This window comes from Streptomyces pseudovenezuelae, assembly GCF_001513955.1.
GTDB lineage: Bacteria > Actinomycetota > Actinomycetes > Streptomycetales > Streptomycetaceae > Streptomyces > Streptomyces pseudovenezuelae.
This window is the reverse complement of sequence record NZ_KQ948145.1, coordinates 665,147-682,891: the sequence shown is the minus strand read 5'-3', so window position 1 is coordinate 682,891 and position 17,745 is coordinate 665,147. Positions and strand designations below refer to the sequence as shown.

Genomic DNA, 17,745 nt, shown 5'->3' with positions numbered 1-17,745 from the left:
GCGGGGATCTCGGTGCGGGTTGCCCGGGGAAGCGGAGACAAAGGGGGGACGACGGTGACACGTCTTGAGCGGTACGGCGCCGGGGACAGGGTCGGCACGGTCGACGAGGACGACTCCAAGTGGCCTCGCCGGGGAGGAGCACGCTGTGACGGAGGTCGGTGAGGTCGGTGAGGTCGCGACCGGCGGGGCGGGCGGCTTCGCGAGGGTCACGAGCGAGGGGGCGACCGGAGTCGGCGTGACGGCGGGCGAGGGTGGCGTGCATGGCGGTGAGGCCGGGAGTGGGCAGGAGAGGCAGGCTCCCGGGTCCGCGGGCGAGGGGACGCAGGGAGGCGGGATGTCCGGGAGTGGGGAGGCCTCCGGCCTCGGTGCTCACGCGGGGCGCGGGGCCGGTGCCGGGCCGTTGCTGCTCGGGGTGCGCCATCACGGGCCCGGGTCGGCGCGGGCCGTCCGGGCGGCGTTGGACGCCGCCCGTCCCCGGGTCGTGCTGATCGAGGGGCCACCTGAGGCGGACGCGTTGATTCCGCTGGCCGCCGAGGAGGACATGCGGCCGCCGGTGGCGCTCCTCGCCCACGCCGTGGACGAGCCCGGCCGTTCGGCGTTCTGGCCGCTGGCCGAGTTCTCCCCGGAGTGGGTGGCGATCCGCTGGGCGCTGGAACACGAGGTCCCGGCCCGTTTCATCGACCTGCCGGCCACGCACACCTTGGCGTGGGGCAGAGACGAGGCGGGCGAAGGACCGGCGGACCGACCGGACGCACCCGCCGCCGAGGCGCCGGACACGAGTGAACCCGAGGCGCCGGGCGACCGGGGCGAGGACGGGACGGAGGATCCCGCCGCCGGGGACGCGGCTCCGGGCGACGGTCCGGCCGTGCACGACGCCGTCCGGGTCGACCCGCTCGGGGTGCTCGCCGAGGCCGCCGGATACGACGATCCCGAGCGCTGGTGGGAGGACGTCGTCGAACACCGCCGAGCGGGGCAGGGGGACGTGTTCGAGCCGTTCACCGTGCTGGAAGAGGCGATGGAGGTGCTGCGGGAGACGTACGGGACCGGCGGTCACGACCGGGACCTCGTGCGGGAGGCGTACATGCGGCTCCAGGTGCGGGCGGCGCAGCGGGAGTTCGGGGACGACGTGGCCGTGGTCTGCGGGGCGTGGCACGTGCCCGCCCTGCGGCGGAGGAGCACGGTCGCCGCCGACAAGGCGCTGCTGAAGGGGCTCCCCAAGGTCAAGGCGGACATGACATGGGTGCCGTGGACCTACCGCAGGCTCTTCCGGCGCAGCGGCTACGGCGCCGGGATCGACTCGCCCGGCTGGTACGGGCATCTGTTCGGCGCGCCGGACCGGCCCGTCGAGCGGTGGCTGACCAAGGTGGCGGGCCTGCTGCGCGCCGAGGACCGGATCGTGTCCTCGGCGCACGTCATCGAGGCCGTTCGGCTGGCCGAGACGCTCGCGGCGATGCGCGGCCGCCCGCTGCCCGGCCTGAGCGAGACGACCGACGCGGTGCGGGCGGTGATGTGCGAGGGCTCGGACGTGCCGTTGGCGCTGGTGCACGACCGGCTGGTGGTCGGGGACATCCTGGGGGAGGTGCCGCAGGCGGCGCCCGCGGTGCCGTTGCAGCGGGACCTGGACCGGATCCAGCGCAGGCTGCGGCTCAAACCGGAGGCGCTGGAGCGGGAGGTGGAGCTGGATCTGCGCAAGGAGAACGACGCCGGGCGCAGCAGGCTGCTGCACCGGCTGCGGCTCCTGGGCGTGGAGTGGGGGGAGCCGGCGGCCTCGCGGGGGAGCACGGGCACCTTCCGGGAGACATGGCGACTGCGGTGGGAACCGGAGCTGTCGGTCCGGGTCGCCGAGGCGGGGGTGTGGGGCACGACCGTGCTCGCCGCCGCTACCGCCAAGGCGGAGTCGGACGCCGTCTCCGCGTCCGGGCTCGCGGACGTCACCGCCCTCGCCGAGCGCTGTCTGCTGGCCGAACTCCCGGACGCCCTGCCCACGGTGATGCGGATCCTCGCCGACCGCGCCGCGCTGGACGCGGACGTCGGCCACCTCGCCCAGGCCCTGCCGGCCCTCGTCCGGTCCCTGCGCTACGGCGATGTGCGCGGCACCGACACCGGCGCCCTCACGGAGGTCGCCGCGGGCCTCGCCGAGCGAGTCTTCGTCGGACTGCCCCCGGCCTGTGCCGCCCTCGACGCGGAGGCGGCGGAGGAGATGCGCCGTCATGTGGACGCGGTGCACACGGCGGTGGGACTGCTGGTCGAGGTGGCGGCCCCGGGCCAGGGCGGCGGGGATGACGCGCCGGCTCCGGCTCACCGTGGCCTTCGTGGTCGTTGGCAGGCCGTGCTGAAGGTGTTGTCCCTGCGGGACAGCGTGCCCGGTGTCATCCGGGGGCGGGCCGTGCGCCTGCTGCTGGACGACGGGGAACTGGCGCAGGACGAGGCGGCGCGGCTCATGGGGCTGGTCCTGTCGCCGGGGACGGAGCCGGGGGACGCGGCCGCGTGGATCGAGGGTTTTGTCGGAGGCGGGTCCGGCGGCGGAATGCTCCTCGTGCACGACGAGCGGCTGCTCGGGCTGGTCGACGCCTGGCTGACCGGGGTGTCGGCGGAGGCGTTCACCGATGTGCTGCCGCTGCTGCGGCGCACGTTCTCGGCGTACGAGCCGGGAGTGCGCCGCACCCTGGGCGAGTTGGTCCGGCGGGGCCCGGGTCAGCGGGGGAGCGCGGCGGGAGCCGGTTCCGGGATACCGGGTTTCGGGGCCGGTCTCGACGGCGAGCGGGCCGACGCGGTGCTGCCGGTGGTGCGGCTGCTGCTCGGCCTGGACGACGAACACGACCACCACGAAGACGATGACGAACACGTGTCCCAAGAGCACGACTTGGCGCACGCCGATGACAACGACCTTGCGGGGGTGGCGGGATGACGACCGAGGTGTCGCGGACATCGAGGGACGGGGCCGACGGGGCGGCCCCCGCGGCTGTCGGGGACGGGCGCGGCGGCGCCCCCGGGAACAGGCCCGGGTCCCGGACGAAGCACGGCTCGGTGACGAGCGTGGCCGTGGTCCCGCTCTGGGACCGGTTCCGGACGGGGGTACGGGCATGACGACCGAGCCGAACGACCCGACGACAGCGGCGGCGTCGGCGAGTCCGGGGACAACAACGACAGCGGCCGGTGCCACCCCGGCCGAAGGACACCCGGCCGACGCTTCCCCCGCCCCCGCGTCCCCGGCCCCCACTTCCCCCACCTCTCCCACCGACGAGCGGCTGCGGCGTTGGCGGCTTGTGCTGGGCGGGGAGGCGGCCGAGGGGACCGGGTGCGTGCTCAACGGGCGGGATGCCGCCATGGACGGGGCGTTGACCGCGCTCTACGGCAGGGGAGACGGGAAGGGGCAGGCGGGGAAGGAGCGTTCGGCGGGGCTCGGGGCCTCGGCGCCGTCCGTGGCACGGTGGCTGGGGGACATCCGGACGTACTTCCCCTCCTCCGTCGTCCAGGTCATGCAGCGAGATGCCATCGACCGGCTCGGCCTGTCCACCCTGCTGCTCGAACCGGAGATGCTGGAGGCGGTCGAGGCCGACGTGCACCTGGTCGGCACACTGCTCTCCCTCAACAAGGCGATGCCGGAGACGACGAAGGAGACGGCACGGGCCGTCGTGCGCAAGGTCGTCGAGGACCTGGAGAAGCGACTCGCCACCCGCACCCGTGCCACGCTCACCGGGGCCCTCGACCGCAGCGCCCGGATCAACAGGCCGCGCCACCACGACATCGACTGGAACCGCACGATCTCGGCCAACCTCAAGCACTACCTGCCGGAGTACCGGACGATCGTGCCGGAGCGGCTCGTCGGGTACGGCCGGGCCTCCCGGTCGGTGAAGAAGGAGGTCGTCCTCTGCATCGACCAGTCGGGGTCGATGGCGGCTTCCGTCGTCTACGCGTCCGTGTTCGGAGCGGTGCTGGCGTCCATGCGGTCGATCGACACACGGCTCGTCGTCTTCGACACGGCGGTCGTCGACCTCACCGACCAGCTCGACGACCCGGTGGACGTGCTCTTCGGCACGCAGCTCGGCGGGGGCACGGACATCAACCGGGCGCTGGCGTACTGCCAGTCGCAGATCACCCGGCCCGCGGAGACGGTGATGGTGCTGATCAGCGACCTCTACGAGGGCGGTATACGCCACGAGATGCTCAAGCGGGTCGCGGCGATGAAGGCGTCCGGGGTGCAGTTCGTGACGCTGCTCGCGCTGTCGGACGAGGGGGCGCCCGCCTACGACCGGGAGCACGCGGCCGCGCTCGCCGCGCTGGGCGCGCCGGCCTTCGCCTGCACTCCCGACCTGTTCCCCGAGGTGATGGCGGCGGCCATCGAGAAGCGTCCGCTTCCGATACCGGACCCGGTGTGAACCCGAGCCGCCCGTTGGAGATTTGTCGACCCGGTGACCTGCGGCTTCGCCCAGCAAAACGGACATGACTACGCATCGGTAACAGGGGACTTGCGCGACCTCGGGCACCCCGTGCAAGGATCGGCTTCTCCACAGTCTTCACTCTTCCCCACCCTTCCCCTCCGTTTCGCTTCGTTCCGTCGCACGGAAGGACCCACCCCCTCTTGAGCTGGTCAGTGCTCTCTCCCGGTGCCACCGTGCGCGTGCTGCGCGCGGTGGTCGGGCGGCGAGCCCTGCAAGTGGGTCTGCTGGTGGGCGGGTTGTTCGTGCTCGGCTTCCTCTGCGGGGAGCAGGCGCAGGCGGCGGACGGCATCGGGGCGTTGCCGGGCGGGACAGTCGGCCGGCTGGTGAACTTCCCGGCCGAGCCGACGGCCGCCCCGACGGGCGCGGTCGCACTCACGGCCGCGGCCCCGGGGACGGACAGGGACCGGGACAAGGTCGCAGACACGGCCACGGACACAGACACGGCCACGGCAAAGGGCAGCGCGCCCCGCCCGGTCGTGCCAGGCCCGGGGCCAAGGCCAGGGGCAGTGCCGCAGCAGGGGCATGTTGTCCCCGAGCCCGGCAGCGACGCTCTCACCCACCCGGTCGGCGACAAGGTGCTCCGTCCGGTGACCGAGGACGTCGTCGGGGCCGTGGTCAGCGGAGTCGTGCAGCCGGTCGGCGATCTGGTCGAGACGGTGACCACGGGATTGACCGAGACGGTCGGTATACCGACGCGGCCCACCCTGCCGGAGTGGCCGACGCTGCCGTCGCTCCCGGAGACCCCGTCGTGGCCGACCCTGCCAACCCTGCCGACAGTGCCCGGTGTGCCCACCGTGCCGGGCCTGCCCGGAACCTCGGGCCAGACCCTGCCCGCGCCGGTCACCTCCCCGTCGCATCCCCAGCAGGGTGATCACGCGGCGCGGAAGGCGGCCGGTGACGAGGGTCCCGCGAACGCAGGTGCCGGGTTCGGACCGCGGTTCGCCGGTCACCGCACCGATGCCGAGACCGTCGCGCGGCACTCGGCCCAGCCCGCCGGCGCCACCTCCCACGCCCCCGCGCACCAGGCGCCCTCCGACAGCACGGGCGGTGCCCTGGGCGGCAAGTCGGCCGTGGACAACGGCTCGTCGCGACACGGCGACGCGCATGCCGTGACCCTTGACCACCGGGCGCCGCTGCGGCTCGTGCCCGGTGCCGCCGCGCGCGTCGACGCGGCCGGGACCCGGGACAGGCACCGGGACATCCCCGTCTTCCCCGGCTAGGGCAGACCTTCCCCCGCCGGCCCGCCGCGCGGGGGCGGAAGAGGTCTGCCCCGGCCGTTCGGACACCCCCCAGATCTCCTCTGATCTCCGGACGGACCCCCCTGGAGCCCTGTGGCTCCGGATGTCCCCATGCCTCACCAGGCTCCCCAAAGATCCAGGGATCTGACGCACACATGAACAAGAACATCCGCCGTTCCCTCGTCATAGCCGCCGGTGTCAGCGGTGCGTGGGCACTCGGCTCCGCCGTTGCCAGCGCCGACGAGCTCCCGGCCACCTCCCTTTCCGCGACGGACACGGCGTCCGGCACCGGGTCCGACATCGCTTCCGACGTCACCTCCGACCCGACCGCCACCACCACCGCCACCGTCACCGACACCCGCGGCGCGGTCACCGACACCCTCGACGGCACGGTCGACACCGCCGTCTCCGGCGTCACCACCACTGTCGCCGACGCCACAGACACCACAGTCGGCACCGACACCGCGGACACCAGGACCGCCCTCACCCCGCAGGGCTCCAGGATGAAGGGCGCCGCGGCCATCCAGGGCGCGAGGGCGGCCCGGGCCGCGCAGGCCGAGGCGAAGGCCAACGCCGCTCAGGCAGCCGCCGTCAAGGCATCCGAGGCCGCCGCACCCACCGGGCCCGGCATCCCCACCGCCCCCCAGCACGACGTCGACTACCTCTTCGGCCCCCTCTCCGCCTTCGCCCCCGAGACGGAGCGAACCCTGGCCGACGCCACCTTCGCGGGCGCGTCCGGCGCGGCGCAGGCCACGCTCACCGGAGCGCGGGGCCGGACCGCCGACGTCCCCGGGGCCGTGACGCCGGTCGTGGACCAGACGGTCACCGCCGTCGTGCCGCCCGTCGTGACGGCGACCGTGGACGGCGTGGTGCCGGTAGCCGCGCAGGCGGTGGACGGTGTCCTGCCGGTCGCCGAAGGGGTCGCGCCCGCCGTCGGGCGGACCGTGGGCGCGGTGACCGCGACGGCGTACGGCGTCGTCGGGGACGTGTCCCCGGTCGTGGGCGGCACGGTCGCCGGAGTCGGCAGCGTCCGGGACGGCGTGGCCGTGTACGCCACCGGCACGGTGGCAGGCGTGGTCCCGGTCGCCGACGGTGTCGTCGCCGACGTGCCGCCGTACGCCACCGGTCTCGTCGGGCAGGTCGCCCAGGACACCACCGAGGCCGTGCTGCCCCCGGTCGTGAACACCGCTGTGCACGGCGTGGTGCCGGTCGCCGGGCAGGCCGTCGTGGACGCGAGCGGCCTGGCGTACGGCGTCACACGGGACGTCCGGCCGTTCGCGACCGGAGTCGTCGGGGACGTGCCACCGCTCGCGTACGGCGTGGCGGGCCATGCCACCCAGCTGGCGTACGGCGTCACGGGCGAGGTCCCGGCCTTCGCGCACGGTGTCACCGGGGCCGTCCGGCCCGTCGTCGACACCGTCGTCCGGACGGTCGAGCCGGTCGCCGACAGCGCCACGACGCCGGCGTACGGAGTGACGGGTGACGTCACGGCCTTCGCGGGCGGCGTCGTCGGCGAGGCCGCCCCGGTCGCGGGTCAGGCCGGGCCGTTCGCCGGCGAGGTGACCGGGACCGTCCAGGAGTCCGCGGGACCGCTCGCCGGGCACGCCGTCACCGGTGTCGAGGGCGTGGCCGGGTCCCTCACCCCGAGGTGGGCGCAGGACCTCCGGTACCGCGCCTGACCGTTCTCCACCACCGACTCCGTGAGGCGATGGGCCCCGGACGGCCGAAAGCCGTCGGTCCGTCCTGCCGGAGCCTCACGGTCGGGGCGAAGAGGTCCCCATTGGGGTGGGGATCGACTGCCCTGAGCCCCTCGCAGGGCTGTTCAAGGGGCCTCACCGGGCCAACCCCAGCCCGGTGAGGCCCTTCACCTGCGGCACGCCGTGCCAGTGAGCACGGCATCATGTGACAGGTATCACCGCTCAGGTGTGACCCTCGATTTAGGGGCCCCCGGCAAGCAGCGATAACCTGCGAGACGGACATGCCGCGCGCTCGGACACCGTGTGCGCCTCCCTTGTGACAGACACCGGTCGGACGTCACGTTGCCCTCGCGGCACGCCCACGCAGACAACGAACCGCGAGATCACTGATAGGGACGGAAGCGCGTGGACCTGTTCGAGTACCAGGCGAGGGACCTCTTCGCCAAGCACGATGTACCGGTGCTGGCCGGTGAAGTCATCGACACGCCTGAGGCGGCCCGCGCAGCCACCGAGCGCCTCGGTGGCAAGTCCGTCGTCAAGGCCCAGGTGAAGGTCGGTGGCCGCGGCAAGGCCGGCGGCGTGAAGCTGGCCGCGACCGCCGACGAGGCGGTCGAGCACGCGACCAACATCCTCGGCATGGACATCAAGGGCCACACGGTCCACAAGGTGATGATCGCCGAGACGGCTCCGGAGATCGTGGAGGAGTACTACGTCTCCTTCCTCCTGGACCGTGCCAACCGCACCTTCCTCTCCATCGCGTCCGTCGAGGGCGGCATGGAGATCGAGGAGGTGGCGGAGACCCGCCCCGAGGCCGTCGCCAAGACGCCCATCGACGCCAACGTCGGCGTGACCCCCGAGGTCGCCCGCCAGATCGTCGAGGCCGCGAACTTCCCGGCCGAGGTCGCCGACAAGGTCGAGAACGTCCTGGTCACCCTGTGGAAGACCTTCATCGAGGAGGACGCCCTCCTCGTCGAGGTCAACCCGCTGGCCAAGGTCGCCTCCGGCGAGGTCATCGCCCTGGACGGCAAGGTCTCCCTCGACGAGAACGCCGAGTTCCGTCAGCCGGGACACGAGGCCCTCCAGGACAAGGACGCGGCCAACCCGCTGGAGGCCGCCGCCAAGGAGAAGAACCTCAACTACGTCAAGCTCGACGGCGAGGTCGGCATCATCGGCAACGGCGCGGGTCTCGTCATGAGCACCCTGGACGTCGTCGCGTACGCCGGTGAGGCGCATGGTGGCGTCAAGCCCGCCAACTTCCTCGACATCGGCGGCGGCGCCTCCGCGGCCGTGATGGCGAACGGCCTGGAGATCATCCTCGGCGACCCCGACGTCAAGTCGGTCTTCGTCAACGTCTTCGGCGGCATCACCGCGTGCGACGAGGTCGCCAACGGCATCGTCCAGGCGCTGCAGCTGCTCGCGGACAAGGGCGAGGAAGTCACCAAGCCCCTCGTCGTCCGCCTCGACGGCAACAACGCCGAGCTGGGTCGCAAGATCCTCTCCGACGCCAACCACCCGCTGGTCCAGCGCGTGGACACCATGGACGGCGCGGCCGACAAGGCCGCCGAGCTCGCGGCTGCGAAGTAAGGGAAGAGGGACAGACAAGCCATGGCTATCTTCCTCGACAAGGACTCCAAGGTCATCGTCCAGGGCATGACCGGTGCCACGGGCATGAAGCACACCAAGCTCATGCTGGCCGACGGCACCAACATCGTCGGTGGCGTGAACCCCCGCAAGGCGGGCACGTCCGTCGACATCGACGGCAACGAGATCCCGGTCTTCGGCACCGTCGCCGAGGCGATCGAGAAGACGGGCGCGAACGTATCCGTCCTCTTCGTGCCGCCGGCCTTCGCCAAGGCCGCCGTGGTCGAGGCCATCGACGCCGAGATCCCCCTCGCGGTCGTCATCACCGAGGGCATCGCGGTCCACGACTCGGCCGCGTTCTACGCGTACGCCGTGTCGCAGGGCAACAAGACCCGGATCATCGGCCCGAACTGCCCCGGTCTCATCACCCCGGGCCAGTCGAACGCCGGCATCATCCCGGGCGACATCACCAAGCCGGGCCGCATCGGCCTGGTCTCGAAGTCCGGCACGCTGACGTACCAGATGATGTACGAGCTGCGTGACATCGGCTTCTCGTCCGCCGTCGGCATCGGTGGCGACCCGGTCATCGGCACCACGCACATCGACGCGCTCGCCGCGTTCGAGGCCGACCCCGACACCGACCTGATCGTCATGATCGGTGAGATCGGTGGCGACGCCGAGGAGCGGGCCGCGGCCTTCATCAAGGAGAACGTGACCAAGCCGGTCGTCGGCTACGTCGCGGGCTTCACCGCGCCCGAGGGCAAGACCATGGGCCACGCCGGCGCCATCGTCTCCGGCTCCTCCGGCACGGCCGCCGCGAAGAAGGAGGCCCTTGAGGCCGCCGGCGTCAAGGTCGGCAAGACGCCGACCGAGACGGCGAAGCTGGCGCGGGAGATCCTGGCCGGCTGAGCAGGTACCTGGCTGAACGTTGATGGGCTCGCTCCGTTGCTTGGGGGCGGGCCCATCGGCGCGGCATGGGGTGCGGGGTTCGGTCGTCCGGCGGCTGCGGGTGCGTCGTGGCTGGTCGCGCAGTTCCCCGCGCCCCTGAAAAGCTCCACCGGACCCGCCTTCACGGTCAACGAACAAGCGGTGCCATTCTCTCCGGGCCGCTCCCTGCGCTCTCCCGCAGCTTCTCGCGGAGCGACATCTCCTCCTCCGAGAGGGAACCCGGCCCCACCTTGGCCGGCACCCCCTGCACCTCCGCCCCCGGAGGCACGGGCGGCTCGTAGTGCGTCGGGGCCGTCCGCAGCGTCAGCGCCGTCGTGCCGATCAGTGCGACCGTGAACGCGATCGCCGCCCGGGTCCAGAAGCGGGCCCGGCGCTCGCTGCCGGTTCTCACCGCGGGCGGCTGCGCGGCCCCCAACCGCTGCGCGGAGGCCAGCAGTGCCAGCCGCTCGTGCAGATCGGACGGGTCGGCCAGGTCGGGCAGCCGAGCCGTGATCGCCGCGCGCGCGTTCATCAACCGATACGCCGTCGCCGGTGTGCTCGCCTCCGTCTCCGCCGCCGTCTCCGGCAGGTCGAGGCCCACGCCGTCGTACAGCAGAAGCGTGCGCCGCTGGGGCGGCGGGAGCTTCAGGAGTACGGCCATCAGCGCGCGGTCGGACGGGTCGGCGAGGAGTGGCTCGGGGGTGCGGTGGTGGGGGCGCAGACGGTGCCAGGGGGACAGCGCGTACTCGTACGCCATGATCCGGACCCAGCCCGCCGGATCCCGGTCCAGGGCCACCTCGGGCCAGCGCTGCCAGGCGAGTTGGAAGGCCCGTTCGACCGACTCGCGGGCGAGTTCGCGGCGGCCGGTGAGCAGGTAGGTCTGCCGGACGAGGGCGGGCGCGCAGAACGTGTACAGCGCGTCGAAGGCCTGAGCCGGTGTCAGGGGGGTGGCCGGGAGCTCCTCGTGCTCCTGCTGAGCCGTCGTCAGCTCGCCGTTCGTGCCGTCCCTTTGTGCGACCTGATCCCGCGTCACAGGGCGCCCCTTCGTGCGAAAAGGTACATAGTCATATATTGAGCGACACTTCGGGGGTTCGCCTGTTACGACGAGAAAGCGCGTGTCGTTGGGACCATGGGGGCGTGATCCAGCTGACCGCACGCCGCACCTCGTTGTCGTCCCTGCTCACCCGGATGCGCGACCGGGCGCCAGGGCTGGGCGCCGGACTCCTGGGGGGTGCCGTGGCCGCCGGGCTGGGGCTCGGCTCGTTCGCCGTGCTCGTGATCGTGCTGTGGATCAGCTCGCCGTACCCCGACAGCGGTCCGGGCGGCGCGCTGCACGTGGCCGCGGCGCTGTGGCTGTTCGCGCACGGGGCGGAACTGGTCCGGACGGACACGCTCTCCGGAGTTCCGGCGCCCGTCGGAGTCACCCCGCTGCTGCTGCTCGCCCTGCCGCTGTGGCTGGTGCACCGGGCGGCCCGGGACCTGGCCTCCGGCGAGGAGGAGCCGCCGCAGGCGACCGGGCGGACGGCGTGGACGGGGGTCGTGCTCGGGTACCTCGCCGTGGCCGCCGTCGTCGCGCTGTACGCGTCCGGTGGGACGCTGCGGCCCTCGTGGACATGGACCTGCGCGGTCCTGCCGGCCGTCGTCATGGGCGCGGCCGGCGCGGGGGTGTGGACGGCGTACGGGCGTCCCTCCGACGCGTTGGACGACGTGCTGGTGCTGCTGCCCCGGGGGGTGCGGCGTCTTGTCCTCGGGACGGAGGCGCGGGCACGGCTGTCCGCGGCCGTTCGCGCCGCGGGGGCCGGGCTCTGCGCGCTCCTCGGGGGCGGGGCGGTGCTGCTCGCGGTGTCGCTGGTGGCGCACGGCGGTGCGACGCGGGTGTCGTTCCTCCAGTTGACGGAGGGATGGTCGGGACGGTTCGCCGTCCTGCTGCTGTGTCTGACGCTGCTGCCGAACGCGGCGGTGTGGGCGGTGGGGTACGCCACCGGGCCCGGGTTCGTCCTGGGCGTGGGGCATGTCGTGGGGCCGCTGTCCTCGGATCCCGCGCCCCTGCTGCCGCCCTTTCCGCTGCTGGCGGCGGTACCGGGAGCGGGAGCCGGCGGGCCCGCGCACTGGGCGGCGGGGGCGGTGCCGGTGGTGGCCGGGGCGGCGGTGGGCTGGTTCGTGGGGCGTTCCGCGGACGCGGGACGGCCGCGGCGGCTGACGGCGGGTGCGGTGGTGCGGGCGGCGGTGCTGTGCGCGGTCGTGGTCGCCGTCCTGGCGGCGCTGGCCGGAGGGCCGCTCGGGGTGGGTGCGCTGGCCCGCTTCGGGCCGGTGTGGTGGCAGGTGGGCGCGGCGGTGGTCGGGTGGATCTCTGCGGTGGGCGTGCCGGTGGCGCTGGCGGTACGGGCCTGGCGGGGCCGGACCAGGGGCGGCCTGCGGGTGCGGCTGTCCTCGGTGCGGACCCTCTTCCGCCGGCCGACGAAGGCGGCGAAGCCCGAGACCGGACCGCTGAAGACGCCCGCCCCGCAGGATGACGCCGCTCACGACGAGGACCCCGCCTTCGACCAGGACGAAGCCTTCGGCCAGGACGGCGTCTTCGGCCGGGACGACGTCTACGAGCCGTACGACTACCTGCCCCCGGCGCCCGCGCCGGAGCCGGTGCCCTCGTCGACGCCCTGGTACGAGGACGCGCTCCGCGAGACCCGCTGGGCGGCGCTCAAGGAGGCCTCCGCGCCGCTGGAGGAGCCCGCCGAGAAACCTCCGGCCGGCGACTGACGCCCGGCGGGCGCCCCCGGCGTCAGCCGTTCGTGCTCAGCAGGCCCCGGAGTTCCTTCGGGAGGAGGTCGGTGCAGGACTTCTCGGCCGCGTTGGTGAGGGCGTCGTTGGTGCAGGTGTAGTAGTCGCTGTAGACGAGCCTCGCGGTGAAGCTCGCGGCGACCAGGACGATGGCCAGCGAGGCCGTGACCAGGCCGCTGATGGCCGCGGTCGACTGGGGGCGGGCCGACTGCGGCGGGACGGGGGCGTCGGGGTCCGCGGTGCGGGGCTTGGCGCGCAGGGCGCTGATGCCCCAGTACAGGGCCAGCGCGCCCAGCAGCAGGCTCACGTACGGCCAGCCGAACAGGACGAAGAAGAAGGCCCACATGCCGCAGAGCAGGGCGTAGCGGGCGCGGCGCTGGGAGGGGTCCATCGGGTCCCAGCGCTGATCCGGTCCCGCGCTGCCCTGCCCCTCCGGGCCGCCGCCGGGTGCCGCGCCCGGCCGCTCGCCGAAGTGACCGTCGGAGCGGCCGGGCTGGCGGTCGCTCCACTGGCTGCCCCACGGGGTGCGGCCGCCACCCTCGCCCCGGCCCGTGCCCTCGCCCCGGTCGCCGTCCGAACCCTCGGGACGGCGCGGCTGCCACGGGCGGTCCGGAGTGCCCTCCGGCGGCGGGGCGAAGGGGTTGTCGTCCTCGGCCGCCCCGCCCCGCCCCTCGCTGTTCTTCCTGCCGGACTTCTTCTCGGACGAAGGCGCGTCCGGCGGCGAGGAGGGCTGCTCCCGCAGCAGCATGCCGCTGCGCTCCCCTTCCTGCACCGACTGCTGGGGGAGCGTGAGGAGTCGCAGGCTGCGGTCCGACATCAAGTGAGCGTCTTCCCCTTGAAGGATGTGACTGGCCATGGCTTACGTGGATCGAACGGTTCGGCGGGCCCGTCGGCGCGAGCCTCACCCCGTGAACGCACCGCACACCACCCGCGTTCCCGGACCGTCCCTCCCAGACGCTACCTTCCGGCCACGCCCCCGTCCCGTGGGGGCCTTCCGATGTGCCGGTATCGTTGCTGACGTTCGGCCGCTTCGTAGACTTCCCCGTATCCCGGGGCTCGAAGCATTCGTACGACCGTACAAACGCTCCCCCGAGAAAGGGCCCCCGCCGTGGCCGCCAAGCCCGTGGCCGAGCAGGCCAGGCCGGTCAAGCGCCTGGTCGTGCTGGTCTCCGGATCCGGTACGAACCTCCAGGCCCTGCTGGACGCCGTCGCGGCGACCGGCACCGAGGCCTACGGTGCCGAGATCGTGGCCGTAGGGGCCGACCGCGAGAACATCGAGGGGCTCGCGCGGGCCGAGCGGGCCGGGTTGCCGACCTTCGTGTGCAAGGTCAGGGACTTCGGGACCCGCGAGGAATGGGACGCCGCGCTCGCCGAGGCCGTCGCCGCGTACGAGCCGGACCTCGTGGTGTCCGCCGGGTTCATGAAGATCGTGGGCAAGGAGTTCCTCGCGCGCTTCGGCGGGCGGTTCGTGAACACCCATCCCGCGCTGCTGCCCAGTTTTCCGGGGGCCCACGGAGTGCGCGACGCGCTCGCGTACGGAGCCAGGGTCACCGGCTGCACCGTCCACTTCGTCGACGACGGCGTCGACACCGGACCGATCATCGCCCAGGGCGTGGTGGAGATCCGGGACGAGGACGACGAGAGCGCTCTGCACGAGCGCATCAAGGAAGTCGAGCGAAGGCTGCTCGTCGAGGTCGTGGGGCGGCTCGCCCGCAACGGCTATCGCATTGAGGGACGAAAGGTAGTTATCCAGTGACCGCCGAGAGCAACAAGCGGCCCCTTCGCCGGGCGCTCATCAGCGTCTACGACAAGACCGGCCTCGAAGACCTCGCGCGCGGCCTGCACGAGGCGGGCGTGGAGCTCGTCTCGACCGGGTCGACCGCGGGGCGGATCGCAGCCGCCGGCGTCCCCGTCACCAAGGTCGAGGAGCTCACCGGCTTCCCCGAGTGCCTGGACGGCCGCGTCAAGACCCTGCACCCGCGCGTGCACGCCGGCATCCTCGCCGACCTGCGGCTGGACAGCCACCGCGAGCAGCTCGCGGAGCTGGGCGTCGACCCCTTCGACCTCGTCGTGGTCAACCTCTACCCGTTCCGCGAGACCGTCGCCTCGGGGGCCACCCCCGACGAGTGCGTCGAGCAGATCGACATCGGCGGGCCGTCCATGGTGCGCGCGGCCGCCAAGAACCACCCCTCGGTCGCCGTCGTCACCAGCCCCTCCCGGTACGCGGACGTCCTGGCCGCGGTCAAGGACGGCGGCTTCGACCTCGGTGCCCGCAAGCGCCTGGCCGCCGAGGCCTTCCGGCACACCGCCGAGTACGACATCGCCGTGTCGAGCTGGTTCGCCAGCGCCTACGCGCCCGCGGACGACTCCCCGTTCCCCGAGTTCATCGCCGCGGCCCTGGAGCGCAAGAGCACCCTGCGCTACGGCGAGAACCCGCACCAGCCCGCCGCGCTCTACGTCGACGGCACCGGCGTCGGTCTCGCCGAGGCCGAGCAGCTGCACGGCAAGGAGATGTCGTACAACAACTACACGGACACGGACGCCGCCCGCCGTGCCGCGTACGACCACGCCGAGCCGGCCGTCGCGATCATCAAGCACGCCAACCCCTGCGGTATCGCGGTCGGTTCGGACGTCGCCGAGGCGCACCGCAAGGCACACGCGTGTGACCCGCTGTCGGCCTTCGGCGGTGTGATCGCGGTGAACCGTCCGGTCTCCAAGGAGATGGCGGAGCAGGTCGCCGAGATCTTCACCGAGGTCATCGTCGCGCCCGACTACGAGGACGGCGCCCTCGAAGCCCTCGCCAGGAAGAAGAACATCCGCGTCCTGAAGGCCCCGGCCGCGCCCGCGCACCCCGCCGAGGTCAAGCCCATCGACGGCGGAGCGCTCCTCCAGGTCACCGACCGCCTCCAGGCCGAGGGCGACGACCCGGCGAACTGGACCCTGGCGACCGGCGAGGCCCTGAGCGCGGACGAGCTCGCCGAGCTGGCCTTCGCCTGGCGGGCCTGCCGGGCCGTCAAGTCCAACGCCATCCTCCTCGCCAAGGACGGCGCCTCGGTCGGCGTCGGCATGGGCCAGGTCAACCGCGTCGACTCGGCGAAGCTCGCCGTGGAGCGGGCCGGTGCCGAGCGCGCGCAGGGCTCCTACGCCGCCTCGGACGCCTTCTTCCCGTTCCCGGACGGCCTGGAGGTCCTCCTGGAGGCCGGTGTGAAGGCGGTCGTCCAGCCGGGCGGCTCGGTCCGTGACGAACTCGTCGTCGAGGCCGCCAAGAAGGCCGGCGTCACGATGTACTTCACGGGGACGCGGCACTTCTTCCACTGACCGACACCGACCTGGGCGTCGCTACGTCGAACTGCGCAGCGCCGCCCAGGTGTGGGGCCCCACCTGGCCGTCCACCTCCAGCCCCTTGGCGCTCTGGAACTGCTTGACCGCCGCCTGGGTGTCCCTGCCGAACTCGCCGTCCACGCCCGAACCGCCCACGCTGTAGCCGCGCTTGGTGAGCATGCACTGCACCTGGACGACCCGCTGGCCCTTGTCGCCGTATTCGGTCTGTTCGGTGCCCGAGTAGTAGGTGCAGCCCGAGATCCAGGCGGGGGTGGCCGGGGGCGCCGCCGTCTTCGTGACGGTGGCCGTGGGGGTGGGGGCGGTGCTGTTCGCGGTGCCCGTCCCGCCGCTGGTCCGGGTGGCCGACGCGGACGGAGTACGGTCCGGTGCGGTGCCGCTCTCCTCGGGGGCGGCCGTCTGCGCCTCGCTCCGGTCCTTCTTCTTGCCGGTGTCCGTGACGGAGGGCGAGGCGGAGGCGGCGCCGGTCCCGGAAGAGGCCGGTGCGGCGGATTCGCTGACGCCGGAGGACTGCCTCGGGGCGGCGGCAGCCGGGGAGTCGAGGCCCGGACGGGTGAGCAGGAAGGCACCGACGGCCACGGCTCCGACGGCGAGGCCCGCGACGGCGGCCAGCAGGGGCCGTCGCCGGCCACCGGTGCGGGTGGCCGGTCCGGGCACCCGCGTGAGCACCGGCGCCACGGGTGTGCGGACATGCGCGGACTGCCGGACGGGCATGCCCTCCAGCCCCGCGCACCCCTGCTGCCGGTCGCGGAGCCGGACGGCCAGCGGTTCGTGCCAGTCGGAGGCCCGGCCGTGCCCGGCCGCCGTGGCCGCGTCGATCAGCTGCCGCGGGGTGGGGCGCCCGGCGGGGTCCTTGGCCAGACAGGCGGCCAGCAGGGCGGCCAACGCCGGGTCGGACGCGGCGAGTTCGGCCATGACCTCGGCGTCCGGCGCCTCGAAGGCGACCCGGTGCATGACATCCACGCCGGTCCCGTCGCCGAAGGGGGCGTGCCCGGTGGCGGCGTAGACGATGGTGCAGCCGAGGGAGAACACGTCGGAGGCGGCGTCGCAGCGGCCCTCGCGCAGATACTCGGGCGCCATGTACGCGGCCGTGCCGACCCGGTTGCCGGTCGTGGTGATCGCGCTGCTGTCGGCCGCGCGGGAGATGCCGAAGTCGATGACGTGCGCGCCGCGGGGGGACAGGATCACGTTGGACGGCTTGAGGTCCCGGTGCACGACCCCGGCGGCGGCCAAAGCCGACAGGGCCTCGCCGAGTTCCGCCACCAGCCGCCACACGCCGGCCGGTTCCAGCAGCCCGCACTCGCGGACCGCCTCGGCGAGGCTGAGGCCGGGCAGGTACTCGGTGGCCATCCACAGCAGCGCCTCGTCGAAGCCGGTGCCGAGGAGATGCGGTGCACGCGGGGTACGGACCCGCCCGTGCACGGCGGCCTCCCGCTCGAACCGCCGCCGGAAGTCCGGGCCCTCGGCGTACTCGGGCCGGATCACCTTCACGGCGGCGAGCCCCGGGGCGTCGTCCGCGCGCCGGGCCAGATAGACCCGGCCCATGCCGCCGCTGCCGAGCAGCCCGAGCGGGACGTAGGGCCCGATACGCGCGGGGTCGGCGGGCAGCAGCGGGACCGCGCCCGCCTGCCGCAGCGCGGTGCCGCCGGCCGCCGGTATGTCTGTCACGGTCCCCTGACCTGCCTCTTCGTTCCTCAACGTGCTCTGGTGTCACACCAGTTGACTGAGGAGAGGCTAGCGCCCCGC

12 protein-coding genes are annotated in these 17,745 nt (G+C 73.3%); 9 read left to right on the top strand and 3 right to left on the bottom strand.

What is annotated here, in order from left to right; genetic code table 11:
- The first annotated feature begins 334 nt into the window (after positions 1–334).
- The 6 genes from AQI94_RS10460 to sucD all read left to right on the top strand — a co-directional run bounded on the left by AQI94_RS10460 (position 335) and on the right by sucD (position 9,867).
- Positions 335–2,908 (top strand): DUF5682 family protein, encoded by a 2,574-nt coding sequence (locus tag AQI94_RS10460; RefSeq protein WP_051832316.1) that lies wholly within the window; start codon positions 335–337, stop codon positions 2,906–2,908.
- A 175-nt stretch (positions 2,909–3,083) separates the two neighbouring features.
- Positions 3,084–4,379 (top strand): VWA domain-containing protein, encoded by a 1,296-nt coding sequence (locus AQI94_RS10450; RefSeq protein WP_225890172.1) that lies wholly within the window; start codon positions 3,084–3,086, stop codon positions 4,377–4,379.
- Positions 4,380–4,582: 203 nt separating this feature from the next.
- Complete coding sequence (locus AQI94_RS45430) at positions 4,583–5,662, top strand: hypothetical protein (protein WP_213084267.1); 1,080 nt, start codon at positions 4,583–4,585, stop codon at positions 5,660–5,662.
- Positions 5,663–5,835: 173 nt separating this feature from the next.
- Positions 5,836–7,359 carry a hypothetical protein gene (locus tag AQI94_RS45530; RefSeq protein ID WP_031047446.1) on the top strand — a complete coding sequence of 508 codons (1,524 nt, stop codon included), beginning with the start codon at positions 5,836–5,838 and terminating at the stop codon, positions 7,357–7,359.
- Positions 7,360–7,782: 423 nt separating this feature from the next.
- On the top strand, positions 7,783–8,961 hold the full coding sequence (gene sucC, locus AQI94_RS10435; RefSeq protein ID WP_031047425.1) for an ADP-forming succinate--CoA ligase subunit beta: 1,179 nt from the start codon (positions 7,783–7,785) through the stop codon (positions 8,959–8,961).
- A 21-nt stretch (positions 8,962–8,982) separates the two neighbouring features.
- Positions 8,983–9,867, top strand: a complete 885-nt coding sequence (sucD, locus tag AQI94_RS10430; protein WP_031047423.1) for a succinate--CoA ligase subunit alpha — start codon at positions 8,983–8,985, stop codon at positions 9,865–9,867.
- Positions 9,868–10,033: 166 nt separating this feature from the next.
- Here the strand turns inward: sucD and AQI94_RS10425 are convergent, their stop codons facing one another.
- A complete protein-coding gene (locus tag AQI94_RS10425; protein ID WP_037942721.1) occupies positions 10,034–10,918 on the bottom strand; it encodes a sigma factor-like helix-turn-helix DNA-binding protein in 885 nt (294 codons plus the stop codon).
- Positions 10,919–11,022: 104 nt separating this feature from the next.
- Between AQI94_RS10425 and AQI94_RS10420 the strand changes: the two genes are divergently transcribed.
- On the top strand, positions 11,023–12,639 hold the full coding sequence (locus AQI94_RS10420; protein WP_455680713.1) for a cell division protein PerM: 1,617 nt from the start codon (positions 11,023–11,025) through the stop codon (positions 12,637–12,639).
- A gap of 22 nt (positions 12,640–12,661) precedes the next feature.
- Here AQI94_RS10420 and AQI94_RS10415 read toward each other — a convergent pair whose 3' ends face one another.
- Entirely contained in the window at positions 12,662–13,477 is an 816-nt protein-coding gene (locus tag AQI94_RS10415; RefSeq protein ID WP_062229694.1) for a hypothetical protein, read from the bottom strand.
- Between the two features lie 291 nt (positions 13,478–13,768).
- Between AQI94_RS10415 and purN the strand changes: the two genes are divergently transcribed.
- Both purN and purH read left to right on the top strand, forming a co-directional pair.
- A complete protein-coding gene (gene purN, locus AQI94_RS10410) occupies positions 13,769–14,416 on the top strand; it encodes a phosphoribosylglycinamide formyltransferase (protein WP_031053106.1) in 648 nt (215 codons plus the stop codon).
- Positions 14,413–15,978: a bifunctional phosphoribosylaminoimidazolecarboxamide formyltransferase/IMP cyclohydrolase gene (gene purH / locus AQI94_RS10405; RefSeq protein WP_031053107.1), complete on the top strand. Its 1,566-nt coding sequence runs from the start codon at positions 14,413–14,415 to the stop codon at positions 15,976–15,978. The genes purN and purH overlap by 4 nt, the downstream gene beginning before the upstream one ends.
- A gap of 21 nt (positions 15,979–15,999) precedes the next feature.
- On the opposite strand, the gene AQI94_RS10400 is transcribed toward purH, so the two are convergent.
- Positions 16,000–17,667: a serine/threonine-protein kinase gene (locus AQI94_RS10400; RefSeq protein ID WP_062229693.1), complete on the bottom strand. Its 1,668-nt coding sequence runs from the start codon at positions 17,665–17,667 to the stop codon at positions 16,000–16,002.
- Positions 17,668–17,745: the final 78 nt, after the last annotated feature.